At 73.7% G+C, this 21576-nt stretch carries 18 protein-coding genes; 8 read left to right on the top strand and 10 right to left on the bottom strand.

Going from position 1 to position 21576, the window contains the following annotated elements; genetic code table 11:
* Positions 1-34 precede the first annotated feature (34 nt).
* Positions 35-1039 carry an iron-siderophore ABC transporter substrate-binding protein gene (locus PV789_RS12360; protein WP_274977549.1) on the top strand — a complete coding sequence of 335 codons (1005 nt, stop codon included), beginning with the start codon at positions 35-37 and terminating at the stop codon, positions 1037-1039.
* 311 nt (positions 1040-1350) lie between these two features.
* On the top strand, positions 1351-2220 hold the full coding sequence (locus PV789_RS12355) for a glycoside hydrolase family 16 protein (RefSeq protein WP_274977548.1): 870 nt from the start codon (positions 1351-1353) through the stop codon (positions 2218-2220).
* A gap of 43 nt (positions 2221-2263) precedes the next feature.
* Here PV789_RS12355 and PV789_RS12350 read toward each other — a convergent pair whose 3' ends face one another.
* A complete protein-coding gene (locus PV789_RS12350; protein ID WP_274977547.1) occupies positions 2264-3133 on the bottom strand; it encodes an alpha/beta hydrolase in 870 nt (289 codons plus the stop codon).
* Positions 3134-3339: 206 nt separating this feature from the next.
* Here PV789_RS12350 and PV789_RS12345 point away from each other — a divergent pair, with 206 nt between their 5' ends.
* Positions 3340-3951 (top strand): TetR/AcrR family transcriptional regulator, encoded by a 612-nt coding sequence (locus PV789_RS12345; protein WP_274977546.1) that lies wholly within the window; start codon positions 3340-3342, stop codon positions 3949-3951.
* Positions 3952-4112: 161 nt separating this feature from the next.
* Here PV789_RS12345 and PV789_RS12340 read toward each other — a convergent pair whose 3' ends face one another.
* Positions 4113-5297, bottom strand: a complete 1185-nt coding sequence (locus PV789_RS12340; RefSeq protein WP_274977545.1) for an alcohol dehydrogenase catalytic domain-containing protein — start codon at positions 5295-5297, stop codon at positions 4113-4115.
* Positions 5298-5469: 172 nt separating this feature from the next.
* On the bottom strand, positions 5470-7293 hold the full coding sequence (locus tag PV789_RS12335) for a SpoIIE family protein phosphatase (protein WP_274977544.1): 1824 nt from the start codon (positions 7291-7293) through the stop codon (positions 5470-5472).
* 446 nt (positions 7294-7739) lie between these two features.
* Here PV789_RS12335 and PV789_RS12330 point away from each other — a divergent pair, with 446 nt between their 5' ends.
* From PV789_RS12330 to PV789_RS12320, 3 genes are all read left to right on the top strand, one after another.
* Positions 7740-8450, top strand: a complete 711-nt coding sequence (locus PV789_RS12330) for a hypothetical protein (protein ID WP_274977543.1) — start codon at positions 7740-7742, stop codon at positions 8448-8450.
* A 154-nt stretch (positions 8451-8604) separates the two neighbouring features.
* The gene (locus PV789_RS12325) at positions 8605-10920 is read left to right on the top strand and encodes an FdhF/YdeP family oxidoreductase (protein WP_274977542.1); all 2316 of its coding nucleotides are present in this window, start codon (positions 8605-8607) and stop codon (positions 10918-10920) included.
* Between the two features lie 258 nt (positions 10921-11178).
* Positions 11179-11814, top strand: a complete 636-nt coding sequence (locus tag PV789_RS12320) for a histidine phosphatase family protein (RefSeq protein WP_274977541.1) — start codon at positions 11179-11181, stop codon at positions 11812-11814.
* On the opposite strand, the gene aroQ is transcribed toward PV789_RS12320, so the two are convergent.
* Positions 11805-12293 (bottom strand): type II 3-dehydroquinate dehydratase, encoded by a 489-nt coding sequence (aroQ, locus tag PV789_RS12315; RefSeq protein ID WP_274977540.1) that lies wholly within the window; start codon positions 12291-12293, stop codon positions 11805-11807. The two genes, PV789_RS12320 and aroQ, sit on opposite strands and share 10 nt — an antisense overlap.
* A 133-nt stretch (positions 12294-12426) precedes the next feature.
* Here aroQ and PV789_RS12310 point away from each other — a divergent pair, with 133 nt between their 5' ends.
* Positions 12427-14223 carry an acyl-CoA dehydrogenase gene (locus PV789_RS12310; RefSeq protein ID WP_274977539.1) on the top strand — a complete coding sequence of 599 codons (1797 nt, stop codon included), beginning with the start codon at positions 12427-12429 and terminating at the stop codon, positions 14221-14223.
* A 99-nt stretch (positions 14224-14322) separates the two neighbouring features.
* On the opposite strand, the gene PV789_RS12305 is transcribed toward PV789_RS12310, so the two are convergent.
* Positions 14323-15093: a MerR family transcriptional regulator gene (locus tag PV789_RS12305; protein ID WP_274977538.1), complete on the bottom strand. Its 771-nt coding sequence runs from the start codon at positions 15091-15093 to the stop codon at positions 14323-14325.
* Positions 15094-15261: 168 nt separating this feature from the next.
* On the opposite strand from PV789_RS12305, the gene PV789_RS12300 reads away from it, so the two are divergent.
* Positions 15262-15792 (top strand): DinB family protein, encoded by a 531-nt coding sequence (locus PV789_RS12300; protein WP_274977537.1) that lies wholly within the window; start codon positions 15262-15264, stop codon positions 15790-15792.
* Positions 15793-16006: 214 nt separating this feature from the next.
* On the opposite strand, the gene PV789_RS12295 is transcribed toward PV789_RS12300, so the two are convergent.
* The 5 genes from PV789_RS12295 to PV789_RS12275 all read right to left on the bottom strand — a co-directional run bounded on the left by PV789_RS12295 (position 16007) and on the right by PV789_RS12275 (position 21492).
* Positions 16007-17221: an MFS transporter gene (locus PV789_RS12295; RefSeq protein ID WP_274977536.1), complete on the bottom strand. Its 1215-nt coding sequence runs from the start codon at positions 17219-17221 to the stop codon at positions 16007-16009.
* Between the two features lie 426 nt (positions 17222-17647).
* A complete protein-coding gene (locus tag PV789_RS12290; RefSeq protein ID WP_274977535.1) occupies positions 17648-18547 on the bottom strand; it encodes a glycosyltransferase family 2 protein in 900 nt (299 codons plus the stop codon).
* A complete protein-coding gene (locus PV789_RS12285; protein WP_274977534.1) occupies positions 18544-19419 on the bottom strand; it encodes a glycosyltransferase family 2 protein in 876 nt (291 codons plus the stop codon). The genes PV789_RS12290 and PV789_RS12285 overlap by 4 nt, the downstream gene beginning before the upstream one ends.
* A 153-nt stretch (positions 19420-19572) precedes the next feature.
* The gene (locus PV789_RS12280) at positions 19573-20565 is read right to left on the bottom strand and encodes a UDP-glucuronic acid decarboxylase family protein (RefSeq protein ID WP_274977533.1); all 993 of its coding nucleotides are present in this window, start codon (positions 20563-20565) and stop codon (positions 19573-19575) included.
* Between the two features lie 240 nt (positions 20566-20805).
* Positions 20806-21492 carry an SDR family oxidoreductase gene (locus tag PV789_RS12275; protein WP_274977532.1) on the bottom strand — a complete coding sequence of 229 codons (687 nt, stop codon included), beginning with the start codon at positions 21490-21492 and terminating at the stop codon, positions 20806-20808.
* Between the last annotated feature and the right edge of the window lie 84 nt (positions 21493-21576).

Genomic DNA, 21576 nt, shown 5'->3' with positions numbered 1-21576 from the left:
GGCTAAGCTCACCGACTCGACCGAATGAGGCCCCATGAACCCCGGTCCGCTGACCCGCGGCGGCGCGATCGCCGCCGGCGCGCTGTCCCTCCTGCTGCTCGCCGCCTGCGGCGGCCAGACCTCCGGCTCCGCGGAGGGCGGCTCGGGCGGTGAGGTCGCCGAGGGGTACCCGGTCACCGTCGAGACCATCTTCGGCGACGTGGAGATCGCGGACGAGCCGACCAACGTCGTCGCCATGGGCTGGTCCGACGCGGAGACCGCGCTGGCGCTGGGCGTGCAGCCGGTCGGCGTGGCCGACTGGCAGGCCTACGGCGGCACGGGCGTGGGCCCGTGGGCGGCCGACATGTTCGAGGAGGAGCCGGTCCAGCTCGGCACCATGGAGCCGAACCTGGAGGCGATCGCCTCCCTGGAGCCCGACGTCATCCTCGACACCCGCTCCGACAACAGCCAGGACCGCTACGACCTGCTCTCGCCGGTGGCCCCCGTGGTCGGCCCGCCGCCCGGCGTGGAGGTCACCTACGGCACCACCTGGCAGCAGCAGACCCGCCAGGTCGCCCAGGTGGTCGGCGAGCAGGAGCGCGCCGAGGAGCTCATCGAGGAGCTGGAGGGCCGCTTCGCCCGGATCCGGGAGGAGAACCCCGAGTTCGCCGACATGACCCTGACCGTGGGCGCCTACTTCGACGGCCAGTACGGCGCCTACGTGCCCGGCGACTCCCGGGTGGACCTGCTCCAGGAGTTGGGCTTCCAGTACAAGCCCGAGGTCGAGGAGATGGCGGACGGCGCCTTCTACGTGGACCTGAGCCCGGAGCGGCTGGAGGTCCTGGACGCGGACCTGACGGTCATGTTCCCCATCGGCGGCACTGCGGACCACCTGCGCGAGGACCCGGTGCTCCAGGGCATCCCCTCCGCCGAGGACGGCCGACTGGTCATCCTGGACGACCCGGAGCTGGCCAACGCCTTCTCCAGCGGCTCGTACCCGGGCATCTCCCACGCGCTGGACGAGCTGGTCCCGCTGCTCCAGGAGACCCTGAACGGCTGACGCCCCCGCCTGCCGGGCCCCGTGGAGCGCACGCTCCGCGGGGCCCGTCGTCGTCGGGGCCACTCCCCCGCGAAGTCGACACCACCCCAAAAGCACACAGACCACACGTTTCACCCCAGCCACATGGGAGCGATCCCAACTTTTCGCCCGACCCCCCTTGTCCGCGAGCGGTCGCGTACGTACAGTCACTTAACGCTTGTTCAGTGGGCGCCCGCCCACGCGGGCACGCCCCAGCGGCACGTGCGGAACCCGCTATTTCGCACGCGTCACGGCACCGGGCGCGCCCGTCCCCCCGCTCACCGGAGTACGCCATGACCAAGAGCGCCCGCCCCAGTACCCGCCGCACCGCCACCGTCGCCACGGCGGTGACCGCCTCCGCCGCGCTTGCCGCGGCGGTCCTCACCGCACCGCAGTGGACGGGAGGCGCCGTGGACGGGGCCAACGCCGAACTCAGCGCCGCGCCCGGGGACATCGTCTGGTCCGACGAGTTCGACGGCGCCGCCGGAACCGCCCCCGACCCCGCCAACTGGAACCACGAGACCGGCGCCCACGGCTGGGGCAACAACGAACTCCAGAACTACACCAACAGCCGCGCCAACTCCGCCCTCGACGGCCAGGGCAACCTCGTCATCACCGCGCGCCAGGAGGCGGACGGCTCCTACACCTCCGCCCGCATGACCACGCAGGACAAGGTCGAACACGCCTACGGCCGCATCGAGGCCCGCATCAAGATCCCCCGCGGCCAGGGCATCTGGCCCGCCTTCTGGATGCTCGGCTCCGGTTTCCCCGACACCCCCTGGCCCGACTCCGGCGAGATCGACATCATGGAGAACGTCGGGTACGAGCCCCACATGGTGCACGGCACCGTGCACGGGCCCGGCTACTCGGGCGCGGACGGCATCGGCTCCTCCTACACGCACCCGCAGGGCTGGTCCTTCGCCGACGACTTCCACACCTTCGCCGTGGACTGGAGCCCGGGGTCGATCACCTGGTCGGTGGACGGCAACGCCTACCACACCCTCACCAGCGCCGACGTGGGCGGCAACCCGTGGGTCTACGACCAGTCCTTCTTCATGATCCTCAACGTCGCGGTGGGCGGGAACTGGCCCGGCTACCCCGACGGCACCACCCAGTTCCCGCAGCAGATGGTCGTCGACTACGTCCGGATCTACGAGAACTGAGCGCCCCTTCCCGGAGTCGCGCGCGCGACTCCGGGAAGGGCTGTCAGCGCCCGTGGCACGTCTTCAGGTAGCTGAGGAACGATGCCTGCAACCCGGTGACGTGCGTCTCCCGCAACAACGCGTTCGAAACCCGCTCCGACCGCCCCCGGGTGCGCAGCTGCTCCACCGCGGTGAGGACGTTGCGGGCCATCGCGCGGTAGAAGGGGACCTCCCCCAGTATTTCGGCCTCGTTCAGCGTGATGTGCAGCCGTGGGGCGGCCGCGTCCCCGGCGGGTTCCGGCAGGGCCTGGACGAGGTCGAAGACCCGGCTGTCCGTACTGGCCACGCCGGGGCTGCCCGCGCCGACGCTCGCGAAGAGCCCCGTGTCGCACAGCCACGCGTAGAGGGCGAAGAGACCTCCGTAGGAGTAGCCGAAGAGGCCGTGTCCGGACTCGCTGACACGCAGCCTCGACCGCAGGTGCGGGTGGAGTTCGCCGGTCAGGAAGTCGAGGAAGAGGTCGGCCCGGGGTTCCGCCAGCTCCGCGAGGTAGGCGTCGACGTGCTCCGGGGTCATCGCACCCGACTCGCGCGCCGCCGCGAGGGTGGCCAGCATGTCGTCACCGACGGGTTCGCCCGGCGGCACGAGGTCGCGGTTGCGGATGTGCGCCCAGTCCGCGGCCTCCTCACCGGCGTACCCGACGCTGACCTGGACGTAGGGGGCGATCGCCAGGTACGGGTCCGCCTGGGTGACGATGAGGGGCGCGGTGAGGCCGACCGCCCAGTTGCCGTCCAGCACGTAGATCAGCGGCAGGGGGTCCGTGGAGTCCGCGTAACCGGGGGGCGTGGTCACCCAGACGCCGTAGCGGTGCCCCGACCGGGCGGTCACCTCCAGGTACTCCGTGTCCGGCAGACAGCCGTGCAGTATCTCGCTCAACGGGTCTCTCCCTTAGTCAGGCCGTCCTCGACGCACACGTCGACCGCGATCGGGCCAGCGCCCGGTCCGTCCGCGACGACACCGCCGACCAGCCGTGCGCCGGCCACCGAACCCCTTCCGCGGACCGCGGCCCACTGTCCTCAACAGTGGTGAATTGAACATGCGGTAACGTACTCAACAGTGGTGAAACTGTCAACGGAGGCAACGTGAGATCGCCGGCGGGGGAAGGCAAGAAGCGTCTCCTGGAGTCGCTGTTCGACGAGTTCGGCCAGAACGGCCCCAGCCCGAACCTGTCGATGCGCCAGGTGGCGGAGCGGCTCGGCGTGCACCACACGCTGCTGACGTACCACTTCGGGTCGCGGCCGGGACTGCTGCGCGCGGTGCTGTTGGAGGCGCGCCGCCGCGACAACCTCGTCATCGCCTCGACCGGCGGCGAACTCGGGTTCGCGGCCCTGTGCGGAGCGGTCTGGGACTTCTACTCGGACCCCGCGCACGAGGACCGCACCCACGCCTTCTTCCACCTGGTCGGGCTCGCGGTCTACGAACGCGACGCGTTCCAGGAGCTCGTCCTCGACATCGACGGCCTGGCGAACCTTCTGGAAGCGGCGGCCCTTCGCGACGTCGCCACGGCGGCCGACGCCAGGCAGCGGAGCATCATCGCGACCGCGTGCCTGCGGGGGCTCCTGCTGGAGAGGCTGCTGACCCCGACCGCCGAGGTCGACGCCGCGGCCGAGCGCTTCATCGCCTCGTTGGCGGCGCCCGGGGGCGGGGGTCGGGCGCCGTCGGCCGACGCGGCCCACGGGCCGACCGGCCGGTAGGCCGCGTCGGCACCGGGCCCGGCGCACGGAGCGGTCCGCGTGCGTCCGGCGCGGGACCGGGGCGGCCCCGCGCCCGCTCGACGCGGCGGTCAGCGCCCCCTTCGGGGATCGGGAGCCCCTGGGGCGGGTGCCCCGGCCCGGGGGCGCCCGCCCGCGACCCGTCAGGGCCGGAAGACGACCTTGAACACGCCGTCCTGCTTCTTCTGGAACTTCTCGTAGGCCATCGAGGCCGCGTCCAGGCCCACGTGGTGGGTGGCGAAGTCGTCCACGCCCAGCGGGTCGGCACCCTCCAGCAGCGGCAGGATCTCCGGCACCCACCGGCGCACGTTGGCCTGCCCCATCCGCAGCTGGATCTGCTTGTCGAAGAGCGTGAGCATCGGCATCGGGTCGGCCATGCCGCCGTACACGCCGATCAGGGAGACGGTCCCGCCGCGCCGCACCAGTTCGATGGCGGTGTGCAGGGCGGTCAGCCGGTCCACCCCGGCCGTCTCCATCATCTTGGCCGCCACGCCGCGCGGCATGAGGTTGGCCACGCGCTGGGCGAACTTGGCCGAGCCGTGCCCGGCCGCCTCCATACCGACCGCGTCGATGACCGCGTCCGGGCCGCGCCCGTCCGTGCGGTCGCGGATCTCCCGGACCACGTCGTCGGTGCCCTTGGAGGAGTCGAACACCTCCACGTCCCGGGCGGCGGCGCGGGCGCGCCGTTCCGGCACCGGGTCCACGCCGAACACCCGGCCCGCGCCCAGGTGGCGGGCGACCCGGCAGCACATGTCGCCGATCGGCCCCAGCCCCAGGACGGCCACCGATCCCCCCTCGGGGACGTCGGCGTAGCGGACGGCCTGCCAGGCGGTCGGCAGCACGTCGGACAGGAACAGGTAGCGGTCGTCGGGTCCCTGGTCGGACACCGGGACCGCGGTGGTCTCGGCGCGCGGCACGCGCAGGTACTCGGCCTGCCCGCCGGGCACCGCGCCGTAGAGCTTGCTGTAGCCGAAGAGCGCGGCGCCCATGCCCTGCTCCTCGACCTGGGTGTTCTCGCACTGGCTCTGGAGACCGGTGTCGCACATGAGGCAGTGCCCGCAGGAGATCTGGAAGGGGATGACCACCCGCTGTCCGGGGGTGAGGGAGGTGACGCCGGAACCGACCTCCTCAACCACGCCCATGGGTTCGTGTCCGAGGATGTCCCCCGGGGTCATGAACGGTCCGAGCACCTCGTACAGGTGCAGGTCGGAGCCGCACAGGCCCGAGCTGGTGATCCGGACGACGGCGTCGCCGGGCTCCTCGATCCGCGGATCGGGAACGGTCACGGTGTCGACGTTCCTGGTGCCGTTCCACACCACTGCCCTCATCGGTTCCCCCTGGTCTCGCGGCGGTCGCGGTCGTCGCCTGGGGAGCGCGCGGCCCCCTGGGCTGCCCTCGGCCACTACCCGGCCCGTTCGGGCGGAAACGGGCACGCGGGTGCCGCGGAACCGGCCCGTTCCCGACCCGGCGGCCCCGGCCCGCGTCCGGGGCCGCCCACGCTCACCCCGGTTCGGAGGTGTCCCTGACCGGGCTGTCCTCGACGGCCGCGCCGGGTGCCCCGCGGTCGGGAGCGGCGGGGCTGTGCGCGTGCTGGGGCGGCGCGGTGTCGTCGCCCGCGCCCTCGCCCGCCGCCGGAACGCGCAGGGCGAGCAGGGCGACGTCGTCGCCGCCGGGGTCGATGCGGGCCAGGAGTTCGTCGCAGAAGTCCTCGACGTCGCGGCCGGCCAGGGCGGCGGCGTGGCGGCGCAGGTTGGCCAGTCCCGTGTCGATGGGGTGGCCGCGGCTCTCGACGAGGCCGTCGGTGTACAGCAGCAGGGTGGACTCCGCGGGGATCTCCTCCTGGGCGTCGGGCCAGTCCAGGCCCAGGTGCAGGGCGGCGCTCATGCCCAGCAGGGGCCCGTGGCCCTCCTCCAGGTAGCGGGTGTGTCCGTCGGCGGTGACGAGCAGCGGCGGGGGGTGCCCGGCGTTGACCCAGTGCAGACACCAGGGCCCGCCCTCGGGGCCCTCGATACGGGCGAAGACGGCGGTGGCCATGGGGGCGTCGCTGGTGTTGGTCATGGCCTCGTCCAGCCGCCGCATGATCAGGCTGGGCGGTTCCTGGCGGTCCCAGGCCAGGGCGCGCAGCATGTTGCGGACCTCGGCCATGTGCGCGGCGGCCTGGAGGTCGTGGCCGACCACGTCGCCGATGACCATGGTCATGACGCCGTCGGCGAGCAGGAACGCGTCGTACCAGTCCCCGCCGATCTCGGCGGCCTGCTGCGCGGGCTGGTAGCGGGCGGCGAACCGCAGGTGGTCGACCTGCGGCAGCGGGGTCAGGAGCTGGCGCTGCATGGTCTCGGCGACGTGACGCTGCTGCGCGAAGAGCTGGGCGCTCTCCATCACCAGACCGGCGCGCCGGGCGACGTCCCCCAGCACGAGGACCTCGGCGTCGGTGTAGGCGGGCCGCTCCCCGGTGCGGGCAACGGTCAGCGCCCCGAAGACCTGCCGGTGGGTGTGCAGCGGCACCACCACCGCGGAGTGCCCGCCCAGGCGGTCGAACAGCCGCCGGTGCGCCCGGGCGAGCGGCTCGTCCGGTTCACGGTCCAGGTCACCGGCGTCGAAGAGGACGGGCTGGGTGCTGTACAGGGCGCGCATCAGCGCCGCGTGGGAGGCGGACGACAGCGGCGGCAGCGGGCCCTTGAGCGCCTCGGCCGTGTCCTGGCCGCCCAAGGCGTGCACGGCGACGCGCTCCACCTCCTTGGTGCGCCCGTCGGTGACCATGTCGACCACCGCCCAGTCCCCCAGTTCCGGCACCAGCAGCCGGACCAGCCTGTCCAGCATCTCGGGCACGTCCAGGGTGGAGACCAGGACCACGGAGATCTCCGCGACCAGGCTCAACCGGGCGGTGAGTTCCTCCAGGGCCCCCAGGTGCGCCGCGGTCTGCTCGGCGGCGTCGCGGTGCGCCCTGAAGTCGTGGAAGACGATGACCGCGCCCTCCGGGCGCCCCTCGTTCTGGAGCGGGGTGGTCGCCCAGATGATGGGCACGAGCGTGCCGTCCCCCCGCAGGAAGGACTCGCTGCTCCCCTCGGCCGGGTGGCCGCTGTCGAGCACGGCCAGGACGCGGCACTCCTCCCGCGGCGTCGGCTCCCCCTCCGGGTCGCGGTGCAGCAGGCCGTGCAGGTCCAGGCCCAGCATCTCCTCCCCGGGCCGGTCCAGGATGCGCTGCGCGTAGGGGTTGGCGGCGGTGATGCGGCCGGTGGTGTCGATGACGAACATCCCCGCGCCCACGCTGTCGAACACCGCGCGCAGCAGGCCGGTCTCCAGCGGCCAACCGTCGTCGCTCATCGCGCCGCCCTCCGGTCGCCGTGCCGCCGCGCGAGGCCGCGACGCCGCGCGGAGTTCCGCCCCGGCCTCACCGGGGCCGTCCGAAGGTTGCGCTCGAAGACACCCATGCGGTTCGCGTACCCACGTTTCTCATGACGACCGGCGTCGCCAGTCTGCCCCGCGAGGCGGCCCGGGGAGCGCATTGCGGAGTCGGCGGCATGTCACACGCCGCCGGACGGGGCCTCTCCCCCGGCGAACGCCGCGCCGCGCCCCGGAGGAGCGGCCCGGACCGACCGGACTCCCGCCGGGCCGTCACCGGTCGGCCGCCGGGACCGCTGTCTCCGTACGCCTGCGGTCGGCGGATCCAGGCCCCGGAACCGTTAGGAAAAGCCTTTCCGCGGTGCCCCGCCAACGGCTACCCTCGGCTGGAGGTCTGATGGTACGAGGACGCGGGAGGAAGGCAGCCGGTGGCGAACTGCCCGGTGTGCTCACGCCAGGATCGGACGGTCAAGGTGTCCGCCGTGGTCCGTGAGGGCACGACGACCACGCAGAGCGCCGGATCGTCGACGATCCGCGGGGATGACGGGTGGTCGTGGCTGCGCGGCGACACGACGATCGCGTGGGCCCGGCACTCCTCCACCTCCTACTCCCAGAGCACCCTGGCGGCGCAACTGGACTTCCCCGCGCCGCCCGGGGCGGCGCCCGGGCTCACCCGGTGGATCGGAATCGGCCTGCTCGTGCTCGCCGCCCCGCTGGTGATCCAGTTCGGTGTCTTCGGCGCTGTACCGGCGGTGTCCACCGGCCTGGTGCTGCGCTGGCTGCTGGGTTGGGAGTGGAGAAGCGCGCTCATCGCGTCCGCCGTGGTCCTCCTCCTCGTGGGTCTGGTGGCCAACGGCGCACTGAGCCTGGCCGGAGGAGTGGAGCAGTTCGCCTCCTTCCTGTTCGGCATGGTCGTGTGGACCCTGGTGATCGGAGCGGGAGCAGCACTGGTCCTGCGGGACTTCCACAGCACCGAAGCGCGCAGGAAGCGGGACGCGCGCCTCAGGGCCCGCGCGTGGGGGATCTGGCAGCGGCTGTACTTCTGTTTCCGTGACGACCTGGTCTTCGATCCCGCATCCGGCGCGCACGGGCCTCCGACCGCCGTACGGCGGCTCATCGGATATCCCGACGAGTCGTGACGCATGCCGGTCCCGAGGGTCATCCCCCGGACCGGCAGCGGTTACGAAGGGCGGTGCGCGAAGCCCTGCGAGGGGCGGTCTCCGCGCGCCCGGCACCCCGTCCGGGCCGTTGACGCTCACCCGGACGTCCCACCATCGGACGGTCGGTGCCAGAATGCGCAGTGTGAGACACCAGCACTCGGACAACGCAGACCCCGCCCAGGACTCCCCCCGGATCAGCCCGCCCAAGAGCAGCGCGGCCGGACTCCCCGCCGTGCTCAACAGCCTCCGCCACCTCAACGAGCACACCGGTGTGCGGCGCGGGCTGCCAGCCATGCTCGCGATCAACCAGAAGCGCGGCTTCGACTGCCCGGGCTGCGCCTGGCCCGAGGGGGACAAGAGGCACCGGGCCGAGTTCTGCGAGAACGGCGCCAAGGCCGTCGCGGAGGAGGCCACGGCCACGGCGCTGACCGGAAAGTTCTTCGCCGAGCACCCGGTCTCCGAGCTGGCCGGGCGGTCCGGTTACTGGCTGGGCCAGCAGGGCCGCCTGGCCGAGCCGCTGTACCTGGCCGAGGGCGCCACCCACTACGAGCCGGTCAGCTGGGAGCGGGCGCTGGACCTGGTCGCCGAGGACCTGCGCGCGCTGGACTCCCCGGACCAGGCGGTGTTCTACACCTCCGGGCGCACCAGCAACGAGGCGGCGTTCTGCTACCAGCTGTTCGCCCGCGCCCTCGGGACGAACAACATGCCCGACTGCTCCAACATGTGCCACGAGTCGTCCGGTTCGGCCCTGACCGAGACCCTGGGCGTGGGCAAGGGCAGCGTGTCCCTGGAGGACCTGCGCGAGGCCGACCTCATCATCGTGGCCGGGCAGAACCCCGGCACCAACCACCCCCGCATGCTCAGCGCCCTGGAGCGGGCCAAGAAGTCCGGGACGCGGATCGTCACCGTCAACCCGCTGCCCGAGGCGGGGATGCGCGAGTTCCGCAACCCCCAGCACCCGGCCGGCCTGCTGGGGCGCGGCACCGAGCTGACCGACCTGTTCGCGCAGGTGCGGCTGGGCGGCGACCTCGCCCTGTTCTCCGCCCTCAACCGCCTGCTGCTGGAGGCGGACGAGCGCGGCGAGCCGGTCCTGGACCGGGAGTTCGTGTCCGCCCACACCCACGGCTTCGAGCAGTTCGCCAAGGCGCTGCTGGCCGAGCCGGACGAGGAGTTCTGGGCGCGCACCGAGCGCGACACCGGCCTGGCCCGGGAGCTGATCGAGCGGATCGCCGCGATGGTCACCTCCTCGGAGCGGATCGTGGTGTGCTGGGCGATGGGGCTGACCCAGCACCGGCACTCGGTGCCCACCATCCGCGAGGTGGTCAACTTCCTGCTGCTGCGCGGCAACGTGGGCCGCCCCGGCGCGGGTGTGTGCCCGGTCCGCGGCCACTCCAACGTGCAGGGCGACCGCACGATGGGGATCTTCGATCGCCCGGCCGAGGAGTTCCTGGACGCCCTGGGCGCCGAGTTCGGCTTCACGCCGCCGCGCGAGCACGGGTACGACACCGTCAACGCCATCCGCGCCATGGCGCGCGGTGACGTGCGGGTGTTCTTCGCGATGGGCGGCAACTTCGTCGCGGCCACCCCGGACACGCTGGTGACCGAGGACGCCATGCGCCGGGTGGGGCTGACGGTGCACGTGTCCACCAAGCTGAACCGCTCGCACGTGGTGACGGGGACGCGGGCGCTGATCCTGCCCGCCCTGGGGCGCACCGACCGCGACCTGCGCGACGGCGAGCCGCGCTGGGTGACGGTGGAGGACTCCATGGGCAAGGTGCACGCCTCCCACGGCGTGCTGGCCCCGCTGGCTCCGGGCATGCGCTCGGAGGTGGACATCGTCTGCGACCTGGCCGGACGGGTGCTCGGCGACTTCCCGGTGGCGTGGTCGGAGCTGACCGACTACGACCGGGTGCGCGAGCACGTGGCCGCGGTGGTGCCGGGGTTCGAGGACTTCAACGCCCGCGCGCGCAGGCCCGGCGGGTTCACCCTGCCGCACGCGCCGCGCGACGACCGGCGCTTCCCGACCGCGACCGGGCTGGCCAACTTCACGGTGAACGGCACGTACGCGCCGCAGGTGCCCGAGGGTCGGCTGCTGTTGCAGACGCTGCGCTCGCACGACCAGTACAACACGACGGTCTACGGGCTGGACGACCGGTACCGGGGCATCAAGGACGGCCGCCGGGTGGTGCTGGTCAACCCCGAGGACGCCCGGGAGCTGGGGCTGGCCGACGGTGCCTACACCGACCTCGTGAGCGAGTGGCACGACGGCAGGGAGCGGCGCGCGGCGCACTTCAAGGTGGTGCACTACCCGACCGCGCGCGGGTGCGCTGCCTCCTACTTCCCGGAGACGAACGTGCTGGTGCCGCTGGACTCCACGGCCGAGGTGAGCAACACGCCGACGTCGAAGTCGGTGGTGGTGCGCTTCGAGCCGGACTCCGGGGCCGTTTGACCCCGTGACCGGTGCGGCGCCCCGGCCCGGCCCCTTCGCCGGGCCCCGCGCGCCGCACCGGCAGACCCTTCCGGTCGGCCCGCCGGGGACCGTCCCGCCGTCCGGGCCCCGGGCCGCGCCCCCGGGGGGCCGTCGGGGCCGTCGGGGCCGTCGGGGCCGTCGGGGCCGTCGGGGCCGTCAGGCCCTGCGGGCGGGGTTCCGCACCCGAACGCGTCCCCGGCGCGGGGGCGCCCGCGGGGCCGCTCGTACCCTGGTGCGATGCCAGCGATCTACCTGATCCGTCACGGGAAGGCCTCCCCCGAGGCGGAGGACTACGACGAGTTGAGCCCGACCGGCTACGAGCAGGCGCGCCTGCTGGGCGCCGAACTCCGGCGGCGCGGCCCCCGGGTCGGCCGCGTGGTGACCGGTGAGCTGCGCCGCCAGCGCCAGACGGCGGCCGCGGCCCTGACTGAGGCGGGCCTGGACCTGGAGCCGGTCGGCGACGAGCGGTGGAACGAGTACGACCACCTCGGCCTGCTGGGCGCCCACGCGGTCGCGACCGGCTCGCTCCAGGATCGGCTCGACGCCTCCCTGAGCTCATGGATCGAGGCCGGGGGCAGCGGTCCGGGCACCTGGGAGGGTTTCCGGAACGGGATCCGGCAGGCGCTGGACGACCTGGTCGCCGGGCTGGACAGGGGGGAGACCGCGCTGGTCTTCACCTCCGCCGGGGTGATCGCGTCGGTGTGCTCGACCCTGCTGGGCACGGCGCCCGCAGGGTTCCTGGCCCTGAACCGCGTGGTGGTCAACGGTTCGGTGAGCAAGCTGCTGCACGGCCGGGGCGGCACCCGGCTGCTGTCCTTCAACGACCACGCCCACCTGGAGCAGGGCGGCCCCGCGCTGATGACCTACCGCTGAGCGCCCGTGCCGCCCGCCTCCCGGCGCTCGGCGTCGCGCCGCAGCACCGCGCGCAGGGCCAGTTCGTAGCCGAAGACCCCGCATCCGGCGACGTAGCCCGCGGCCACCGGCGCGGTCACCGAGGTGTGCCGGAACTCCTCGCGCGCGTAGATGTTGGAGATGTGCACCTCCACCACCGGCGCCTCGACCGCGTCGATCGCGTCGCGCAGCGCGATGCCGTAGTGCGCGTAGGCGCCGGGGTTGAGCACCACCCCTGCCCAGTCGCGCGCGGCGTGGATCCGGTCCACCATCACGCCCTCGCTGTTGCTCTGTGCGCACACCACCCGCACACCCAGCTCCTCGCCGAGGGAGACCACGCGGCGTTCGACCTCCGCCAGGGTGGTGGTGCCGTACTGCCCGGGGTCGCGGGTGCCCAGCAGGTTGAGGTTGGGGCCGTTGAGCAGCAGGACGGTGCGGGAGGGGTCGGACACAGCGGACATGCGGGTCAGCGCTCCTTCTCGGGTCGGTGGCAGCAAGCTTAGGGCCCGGAAGGCGGTACGGCCCCGGTCGCCCCGGAGTCCCGCGGACGGGGTAGCATACCGACCAGTCGGTCAACGATTCGAGGAGGCGACCGTGGCGTCCGCCCTGCTGTCCACGCGCGACCTGCACTTCCTGCTCTACGAGTGGCTCGACACCGAGGCGCTCACCAGCCGACCACACTACGCCGACCACTCCCGCGAGACCCTCGACGCCGCGCTGGAGCTGGCCGAACGCGTGGCCACCGACCACTTCGCGCCGCACAACAAGGCCAACGACGCCAACGAGCCCCGCTTCGACGGCGAGCGCGTCCACGTCATCCCCGAGGTGAGGAAGGCCCTGGAGGTCTACGCCGAGACCGGGCTGGGCGCCGCCGGGATGCCCGCCTCCGTGGGCGGCGCCCAGATCCCGCACGTGGTCTCCAGCGCGTGCGGCGCCTACTTCCAGGCCGCCAACCTGGGCACCTCGGCCTACCCCTTCCTCACCTCGGGCAACGCGCGCCTGCTCCTGGCGCACGGCAGCCCCGAGCAGGTCGACACCTGGGTGCGCCCCATGGTGGAGGGGCGCTTCACGGGCACCATGTGCCTGTCCGAGCCGCAGGCGGGCAGCTCGCTGGCCGACATCACCACCCGCGCCGAAGAGGACGGGCAGGGCGGCTACCGGCTGTTCGGCAACAAGATGTGGATCTCCGCGGGCGACCACGAGCTGACCGAGAACATCGTGCACCTGGTGCTGGCCAGGATCCCCGGCGGCCCGCCCGGAGTCCGGGGCATCTCCCTGTTCGTCGTGCCCAAGTATCTGTTGGAGGCCGACGGGTCGGTCGGCGAGCGCAACGACGTCGTGCCCGCCGGGCTCAACCACAAGATGGGCTACCGGGGCACCGTCAACGCGCTGCTCAACTTCGGCGAGGGGCGCCACACCCCCGGCGGGCGGCCGGGCGCGGTGGGCTACCTGGTCGGCGAGCCCCACCAGGGGCTGAAGTACATGTTCCACATGATGAACGGGGCCCGGATCGGGGTGGGCGCGGGCGCCGCCGCCGTCGGCTACACCGGCTACCTCAAGTCGCTGGCCTACGCCCGCGAGCGCCTCCAGGGCCGCCCGCTGGGCGGCAAGGACCCCGAACGGCCGCAGGTCCCCATCGTCGAGCACACCGACGTGCGCCGGATGCTGCTCGCCCAGAAGAGCTACGTCGAGGGCGCGCTCGCCCTGGTGCTGTACTGCGCCCGGCTGGTGGACGAGACCGCCAGCGCCGGGGGCGAGAAGGAGCGCGAACGGGCCCGCCTGCTGCTGGACGTGCTCACGCCGATCGCCAAGAGCTGGCCCTCCCAGTGGTGCGTGGAGGCCAACAGCCTGGCCATCCAGGTGCACGGCGGGTACGGGTACACGCGCGAGTACGACGTGGAGCAGCACTACCGGGACAACCGGCTCAACCCGATCCACGAGGGGACCCACGGCATCCAGGCCCTGGACCTGCTGGGCCGCAAGGCCGTGCTCGACGGCGGCTCCCGGCTGTCGCTGCTGGTGGAGACCGCGCGGGTCACGGCGGACCGGGCCCGGGAGCTGGGCGGGCGCGAGGCCGAGTACGCGGGCCTGCTGTCGAAGGCCCTGGACCGGACCGCGGAGACGGCCGCCGCGGCCTGGGCCGGGGGCGACCCGGCGGTGGCGCTGGCCAACGCCACCCCCTACCTGGAGGCGGTGGGGCACGTGGTGGTCGCCTGGATGTGGCTGGAGCAGCTGGTGGCCGCGCACGGGCGCGAGGGCGGCTTCTACGAGGGCAAGCGCGCCGCGGCGGCGTACTTCTTCCGCCACGAGCTGCCGCGCACCGGGCCGCAGTTCGACCTGGTGGCCTCGCGCGACCGCACGGTGCTGGACGTCTCGCCCGACGTCCTCTGAGAGGCGGTGCCGGGGGCGGGGCGCGTGTGCCCCGCCCCCCGGTTCCCGGGCGCAGGACGCCCCGGCGAAGGAGCGGCGGCGCCGTTCAGCCCCCGGGGATCACGCGTCCTCCCTCCGGTCGAGCCGCTGGCGTGCGTAGAACGCCATGGCCTCGTACTGGTAGTCGGCCAGCCCCGGGGCGCAGCCCTCGTAGACCTCGCGCCAGGGTCCCTCCTCGGCGTAGCCGCGACCCAGGTTCTCGAACGCGCCCGCGTCGGGCGTCCACACCCACATCCGGCTCACCGCCAGGTAGTGGACGTGCACCTCGGCCTGGACCGCCGGGTCGTCGGGCGGGACGCCCGCGACCAGGTGGGCGGCCATGCGCCGCAGCTGGTCCGCGGCCTCGTCGCGGTACCGCTCCCGGTCGTCCTCGGTCATCCCCTCCGCGGTCCGCCGCGCCCGCTCCCACGTGTGCGGCCACTCGACGCGGGCGCGCTCGCTGTAGACGGACGCGTCGAATCCGGCGAACAGGTCCTCGGGGTGGTGTGCGGCCTTCACGGCGTCTGCCTCCTCCAGCGCGTCGACGGTGCGGCGCACGGTGGCGACGAGGGTGTCGACGCGGTCCCGCTCGGCCAGCAGGGCGCGCAGGTGGTCGCGCAGCGCCCCGACCCGGTCTCCCTCGTCCAGCACACGGGCGGTGTCGGACAGCCCCATGCACAGCTCGCGCATCACCAGGATGTGCTGGAGGCGCAGCAGCTCGCCGTGCCCGTAGTGGCGGATCCCGCCGGGGCCGATCCGCTCGGGCTCCAACAGGCCGATCCGGTGGTAGTGCCGCAGGGCGCGGGAGGTGACGCCGCTCATACGGCACACCTCGCCCATCGACCAGGACATCGCGGTCTCCCCCTCGTCGGGCCGGTCCCTCCGGCCCGGGGAACGACGTTAGGCGTTGACGCCACGTCAACCGCAACGCGTTTTCACCCGGGTTTCCCCGCGCCCGTGCGGAGGCGGGCGCGGGAAAACCGCTTCGGCGCGGGCGGGGTCCTGTGCCAGGCTGACCCCATGTCCGACCCTCGTCGCGCGCTGCTGCGCTGGCAGTTCGACTTCACCTGGTCCCTGTTCGAGTACCACCTGGAGCGCCTGGAGCCCGGCGACCTGCTCTGGGAGCCCGGCCCCCTGTGCTGGACGGTGCGCCGGGACGGCGAGGGCAGGTGGGTGCCCGACTGGGCTGACACCGAACCCGATCCCGTGCCCGTCCCCACCGCGGCCTGGGTCACCTGGCACATCGGCTGGTGGTGGTCCACCGCCCTCGACCACCTGCGGGGGCGCGTTCCCCGCGAGCGCGAGGAGGTCCGCTGGCCGGGCCCGGAGGAGGCGGCCGACTGGCTGCGCGGGTTGCGGGCGCAGTGGCTGGAGGTGCTGGAGGGGTTCACCGGCCCGGACCTGGACGCCCCCGCCGCGTTCCCCTGGCCGCCGGACTCGGGGCTGACGGTCGAGCACACGGCCGCCTGGGTCAACGGCGAGCTGATGAAAAACGTGGCCGAACTGGGGCAGCTGCGGCTGCTGCGGGCCGCGTCGGCGCCCGGGGCCTGACCGGCGGGCGGGCCCCGGGGGACCCCGCCAGCCCGAGCGCTGGGGTCTGTTCTCTGAACCGGTCTCAGCTTGTGGGGGGTCGGTTCGGGCGCCCACGGGGTTCTGGAGGTGGCGGAGGCGGGTTCCCGTGGGGGAACTGCGCCGCAGGCGTCCGTTGGGGGTGGTGGCGGGCGACGGTTGGGACGAAGCGGAGCGGAGGTCCGAAAAACACTGCCTAACGACGGGTCGGTCCGCTGGCCAGCGCGACCAGCGCACCGAGCACCGACAGGGCCGCCAGCAGTAGGAACACCGCCGGGTAGCCGCCCAGGGGACCGGCCAGCAGCGCGCACGCCCCCGGCGCCAGGGCCATGGTGAGCATGAGCGGGGTGTGCATGATGCCGTTGAGCGTGGTGTAGTGCTCCTCACCCCAGCGGTCGGCCACGGCCGTGGCCTGGAGCAGGGTGAGCACACCCCGCGCGGTGCCGACCAGCGCCGCCGCGGCCATGACCAGGGCCAGCGGTCCGCTGACCAGGGCGATCAGTCCGGTCGCCCCGGCGCAGGCCAGGAGCACCGCGGCGATCCGGTGCACCGCCCCGCTGCACCGCGCCAGCGGTGCGTAGACGAGGCGGCCCAGCACCTGGCCCACGCCCACGACGCTGAGCGTCCAGGCGGCCTCGGCGGTGCCGAACCCGCGCCCCTCCATGAGCGGGATGATGCCGACCACGACCGCGTACACGGTGAGGGTGCCCAGGGCGAGCGCCGTGGTCAGCGCCCAGAACGCGCCGCTGCGGACCACTCCGCGCACCGCCCTGCGGTCCCCGGCCCGGTCGGCGGTGCCGCCGGGAGCCCAGGGCGGGGTCAGGGCCAGGGCGTGCAGCGGCAGCACCACCAGGGCCAGGACCAGGGCGAGGACGAGGTAGGCGCCGCGCCAGCCGACCTGCGCCTCCAGGGCGGCGGTCAGCGGGGCGAAGACGGTGCTGGCCAGTCCGCCGACCAGGGTGAGCGCGGTGAGCGCCCGGACCCTGCCCGGCCCGTACCAGCGGGTCAGGGCGGCGAAGGCGGGCGGGTAGGAGAGCCCGGCCACGGCGACTCCGGCCGCCTGCCAGGCCGCGCCGAAGAACCACAGGTTCGGGGCCAGCGCGAGTCCGGCGACGGCGACCGCGCCCAGCAGGGCCGCCGCGGTCATCACCGGGCGGGGGCCGCGCACCCGCAGCCAGCGGGCCACCAGGGGCCCGCACAGTCCGGCCACGACCTGGGAGCCGGAGAACAGGGCGATGACGGCGGGCAGGGACCAGCCGGTGTCCGCGGCGATGGCGGGCGCCAGCACGGGGAAGGCGTAGAACAGCACTCCCTGGCTGGCGGTGACGGTGACGCACAGGGCGGCCAACGCCCTGCGCGCGTCCGTGCCGGAGGGTGCCCGGCCCGACGCGCGGAGGGGTCGGTGGGTCATACGCGCCGCCCGCGCGGCGCCGGTCGGGTGTTCGGGGGAAGCGGGGGAACGGGGGCAGGGTTCCGTTGCGCTTGCACGGGGGGACTCCTCGCCCTGGGAGGGGCAGACCCAGGGATCGAACGGACAGGTGACGCGTTCGTGTACATACCCGCGTTACTACACCGAGTATTCACCCAATGGCCATCTGTCGCTTACCTGGAATTCCAGCTTTTGTCCCCGGATACCGGCCATCTCCACACCGCTCACGGGAGTCGGCACCACTCCCGGAAGGACACCGCACCGGGGACCGGGGGCAGGCGTTCGCCCGTGGCCCGGAGCCGTTTCGGGCATCCACAGGGCGCCCCCGCACCAGCGACCCGGACGGCTCACGGAGCGGGCTGCCCGGGCGCCTCACGACCCGGTCTTCTCGCGGCCCGGGCGGGCGCTTCAGCCCACGTAGCGCCGCGCCCGGGACTCCCTGCGGGGCGCCTCCAGGGCGCGCAGCCCGCGCTCCACCCGCGGCGGGACCGGCGCGCGCTCCCTCAGCACCCAGGGCAGCCCCCCGAGCGCCTCGGCGACGGCCATCGCGCTCGGCAGGTCGCGCGGCACCGACCGCAGCACCGACCACGTGTGCCGCCACGCCCCGTCCACCGGGCGCCGCAGCCACGCGGTCCACAGGGTGTTGCGGATGCCCAGGCGCCGCCGCCGGGTGGGATCGCGCACCGGCGAGGCGGCGTGGTGGGCGACCGTGTCCTCGTCCCAGCACATCCACCACCCGGCGGCGGCCAGGTCCAGCGCCAGCAGCTCCTCCTCCCCGCCCATCCACAGGCGCCGGGAGAAGCCCCCCGTCTGCCAGAAGGCGCGGACCCGGAACACGGTGACCCCGGCGAGCACACCGAGCAGGGCGGGGCCGGGCAGCCAGTCCGGCCCGGGCACCGGCGAGTGGCGCAGCTCCGGGGTGATGGGGTCCTCCCCGCCCGCGGGCTCCACGATCAGCCGGGCCGTCACCGAACCCAGCCCGGGGTGGGCGTCCAGCAGGTCGGCGGCCCGCTCCAGGGAGCCCGGCTCCCACCAGGTGTCGTCGTCGCAGAAGGCGACGTAGGGCGTGTCCAGGGCCTCGACCCCGACGTTGCGGCCCACCGAGCCCAGGTTGGCCCCGGCCCGGACGAGCCGCACCCACCCGTGGCGTTCGGCGACGGCCGCGGCCGTGCCGTCGCCCGAGGCGTTGTCCACGACGACGGTCGGCGGCGGTCCCGGCAGGTCCGCCAGCCGGTCCAGGGTGCGCAGCAGCTCCTCCCGGCGGTCGCGGGTGATGACCACGACGCCCACGCGCGCGCTCGGGTTCATGCCTCCTCCAGCAGGGCCAGGTCGCGTTCCACGTGCGCGGGCACCGGGCGGCGCCGGGCCAGCGCCGCGGGCAGGACCCGCAGCGCCCCGGTCAGTGCGCCGCGCGAGACGGGGTCGCGCAGCGAGCGCCCGGCAAGCCGGGCCGTGCGCGCCAGGGCCAGGCCGGGGCGGCGGCGCAGCCAGACCGTCAGCAGGGCGTTGCGCTCCTCCAGCGTGCGCCGCCACAGGCCCGGCGGGCGCACCGAGGACGGGTGGTGGTGCACGCGCACGTGCTCCAGGTGGCACAGCTCCCAGCCGGAGGCCGCCAGGTCCTGGGCCAGGAGGGCCTCCTCCCCGGCGAAGAACAGCAGGTGGCTGAAGCCGCCCGCCTCCGTGAAGGCCGCGCGCCGCACCACGGCGGCGCAGGCCAGGAAGCCGAGGATCCGCGGACCGGGCAGGCCGTCGCCGTCCGGCAGCGGGCTGTGGGCCAGCGCCCCGTTGAGCGGGTCCGGCCGCCCCTCCTCGCCGACGAACACCGACGCGGCGACCAGCCCCAGGCGCGGGTGGGCGTCCAGGGCGTCGGCCGCCGCCTCCAGCGACCCCGGCGCCCACCAGGAGTCGTCGTCGCAGAAGGCGACGTAGGGCGTCCGGGCGCGCGCCACCCCGGTGTTGCGGGCGACACAGCCGGTGTTGCGGTCCTGGCGCACGAGTTCGACGCCGGGGAACCCCTCGCGCACGGCCTCGGCGGTGCCGTCGGTGGAGGCGTTGTCCACGACCACCACGGGCGGTCGGGGCTCCAGCCGTTCCAGGTGCCCCAGCGTGCGCAGCAGCTCTTCGCGCCGGTCGCGGGTGGCCACCACCACGGTGACCCGTGAGCGCTCCGGATTCCCCACGCTGGTCCTCTCTCCCCTCTCGTGCCCCGACCCGCCCCCTCACCGCGGCCTCGTGCTCACGGCGGGGTACGGCGCCCCGGACCCGCCACGGGTACGGGGCCGCCGCGGGTCCGGACCTCCCGCGTCGCACCGGCACCGTTTCCGGTCCGGCCCTCAGTTGGCGGGCGCGGTCCCCTCGGGCAGGCCCTCGTAGCGGTCGCGCTGGTCCACGAAGTAGGCGACGGTGCGGCGCAGCCCCTCGTCCAGGCGGACCCGCGGCCGCCAGCCCAGGGCCTGCTCGGCCAGGCGGATGTCGGGGCGCCGGAAGTGCGGATCGTCCTCGGGGCGTTCGACGAAGGTGATCTCCGAGCCCGTCCCGGTGACGCCGATGACGACGCGGGCCAGGTTCAGCACGGACAGCTCCTCGTCGCTGCCGATGTTGACCGGCCCCGTCGTCTCGCTGTCGGCCAGGGCGATCAGGCCCCGCACGGTGTCGTCCACGTAGCACAGCGACCGCGTCTGGTGGCCGTCGCCCGCCACCGTCAGGGGCCTGCCCTCCAGCGCCTGGTTGACGAAGGTGGGCACCATGCGGCCGTCGTCGGCGCGCATGCGCGGCCCGTAGCAGTTGAAGATGCGGGCGATGCCCACGTCGGCCCCGCGGGCGCGGTGGTGGGCCATGGTCAGCGACTCGGCGTAGCGCTTGGCCTCGTCGTAGACGCTGCGCGGGCCGACAGGGTTGACGTTGCCCCAGTAGGTCTCGCGCTGCGGGTACTCCAGCGGGTCGCCGTACACCTCGCTGGTGGAGGCCAGGACCAGGCGGGCGCCGTGGCGCTCGGCGCACTCCAGCGCGTTGCGGGTGCCCAGGCTGCCCACCTCCAGCGTCTCCACCGGCAGGCGCAGGTAGTCCGGCGGCGAGGCGGCCGAGGCCAGGTGGAACACCGTGTCCACGGGTTCCTCCAGCGTGAACGGTTCGGTGAGGTCGGCCTCCATCAGCTCGAACCAGGGGTGCCCGGCCAGGTGCGCCACGTTCTGCGCCCGGCCGGTGGCGAAGTTGTCCAGGCACACCACGCGTGTGCCCCTCTCCAGCAGCCGTTCGCACAGATGGGAGCCGAGAAACCCGGCGCCACCGGTGACCAGGGCCCTTCCTCTCGACGCGTGCTCGCGCATCGTCGCCCACCTCCTCGGATGGTCTCACCGCTTACCTGGGTGCTGTTCTGTGGCCCTTGGGGCCTGTCTTGTGAACGGAGTCTTGGCGTGAGGGGGGTGGTTCGGGCGCCCGCGGGGTTCTGGAGGTGCCGGAGGTGAGACTGCGAGGAACGAGCCGTCTCACCGGAGACACCGAAGGTTCCCGTACTTCGGGCGCCCGAACGCGGGCCGAAGCGAAGCGGAGGCCCCGAAAGACACCGATCAGGGCCAGGACGTCTCCTGCGAGGGGCAGATCACCATCTCGCGCACCTCGCAGCCGGGGGGCTGGCTCAGCGCGAACACCACCGCGCGGGCCACGTCCTCGGGCGCGTTGAGCTTGGCGTCGGGGCCCGGCTTGTACTGGTCGGGGCGGTCGTCGAAGAAGGAGGTGCTCATGCCCCCGGGGACCAGGAGCGTCACCCCGACCTGTCCGGCGAGTTCGGCGGCCAGCGCCCGGGTGAATCCCACGACCCCGAACTTGGAGGCGCAGTAGGCCGTGGCGTCGCTGAGCGCGCGCAGGCCGAGCGTGGAAGCGCAGTTGACCACCGTGCCCCGGGAGGCGCGCAGGTGCGGCAGGGCGGCACGGGTCACGGCGGCGGTGCCGAGGAGGTTGACCTGGACGACCCGCTCCCAGTCCTCGGCGGCCACGTCGGTGAGCGTGCCGCAGGCGTCGGTCCCGCCCGCGTTGACCAGGGCGTCGATGCGGCCGTGCTGGACGCTGACCTGCTGCACGACGCGCTCGACGGCCTCGCGGTCGGCCAGGTCCACCTGGTGGAAGGACAGGTCGTCGCCGGGGTGCTGCCGGTCCAGGACGATCGGGTGGCCGCCCCCGTCGGCGACGGCCCGCGCGGTGGCCGCTCCCAGGCCCGAGGACCCTCCGGTGATCAGCGTGTTTCCGAGTGGACGCATCTGTCTCCCTCGTTCTCCGTGTCGTGGTCGTCGGTCGTTCGTGTCCGGTTCCCGGGCGCCGGGGCGGGGGCGTCCGGTCTCGGG

Source organism: Nocardiopsis camelliae, assembly GCF_028993595.1.
GTDB classification, from domain to species: domain Bacteria; phylum Actinomycetota; class Actinomycetes; order Streptosporangiales; family Streptosporangiaceae; genus Nocardiopsis; species Nocardiopsis dassonvillei.
The sequence above is the reverse complement of the archived record's forward strand: the minus strand, read 5'-3'. Positions and strand labels throughout refer to the sequence as shown.

Coding starts and splice junctions, on each gene's coding strand:
- aroQ (WP_274977540.1), bottom strand. CDS start 12,293: ATGTCCGCTGTGTCCGACCCCTCCCGCACCGTCCTGCTGCTCAACGGC.
- PV789_RS12325 (WP_274977542.1), top strand. CDS start 8,605: ATGCGCAGTGTGAGACACCAGCACTCGGACAACGCAGACCCCGCCCAG.
- PV789_RS12355 (WP_274977548.1), top strand. CDS start 1,351: ATGACCAAGAGCGCCCGCCCCAGTACCCGCCGCACCGCCACCGTCGCC.
- PV789_RS12300 (WP_274977537.1), top strand. CDS start 15,262: ATGTCCGACCCTCGTCGCGCGCTGCTGCGCTGGCAGTTCGACTTCACC.
- PV789_RS12290 (WP_274977535.1), bottom strand. CDS start 18,547: ATGAACCCGAGCGCGCGCGTGGGCGTCGTGGTCATCACCCGCGACCGC.
- PV789_RS12320 (WP_274977541.1), top strand. CDS start 11,179: ATGCCAGCGATCTACCTGATCCGTCACGGGAAGGCCTCCCCCGAGGCG.
- PV789_RS12305 (WP_274977538.1), bottom strand. CDS start 15,093: ATGTCCTGGTCGATGGGCGAGGTGTGCCGTATGAGCGGCGTCACCTCC.
- PV789_RS12275 (WP_274977532.1), bottom strand. CDS start 21,492: ATGCGTCCACTCGGAAACACGCTGATCACCGGAGGGTCCTCGGGCCTG.
- PV789_RS12360 (WP_274977549.1), top strand. CDS start 35: ATGAACCCCGGTCCGCTGACCCGCGGCGGCGCGATCGCCGCCGGCGCG.
- PV789_RS12340 (WP_274977545.1), bottom strand. CDS start 5,297: ATGAGGGCAGTGGTGTGGAACGGCACCAGGAACGTCGACACCGTGACC.
- PV789_RS12295 (WP_274977536.1), bottom strand. CDS start 17,221: ATGACCCACCGACCCCTCCGCGCGTCGGGCCGGGCACCCTCCGGCACG.
- PV789_RS12280 (WP_274977533.1), bottom strand. CDS start 20,565: ATGCGCGAGCACGCGTCGAGAGGAAGGGCCCTGGTCACCGGTGGCGCC.
- PV789_RS12335 (WP_274977544.1), bottom strand. CDS start 7,293: ATGAGCGACGACGGTTGGCCGCTGGAGACCGGCCTGCTGCGCGCGGTG.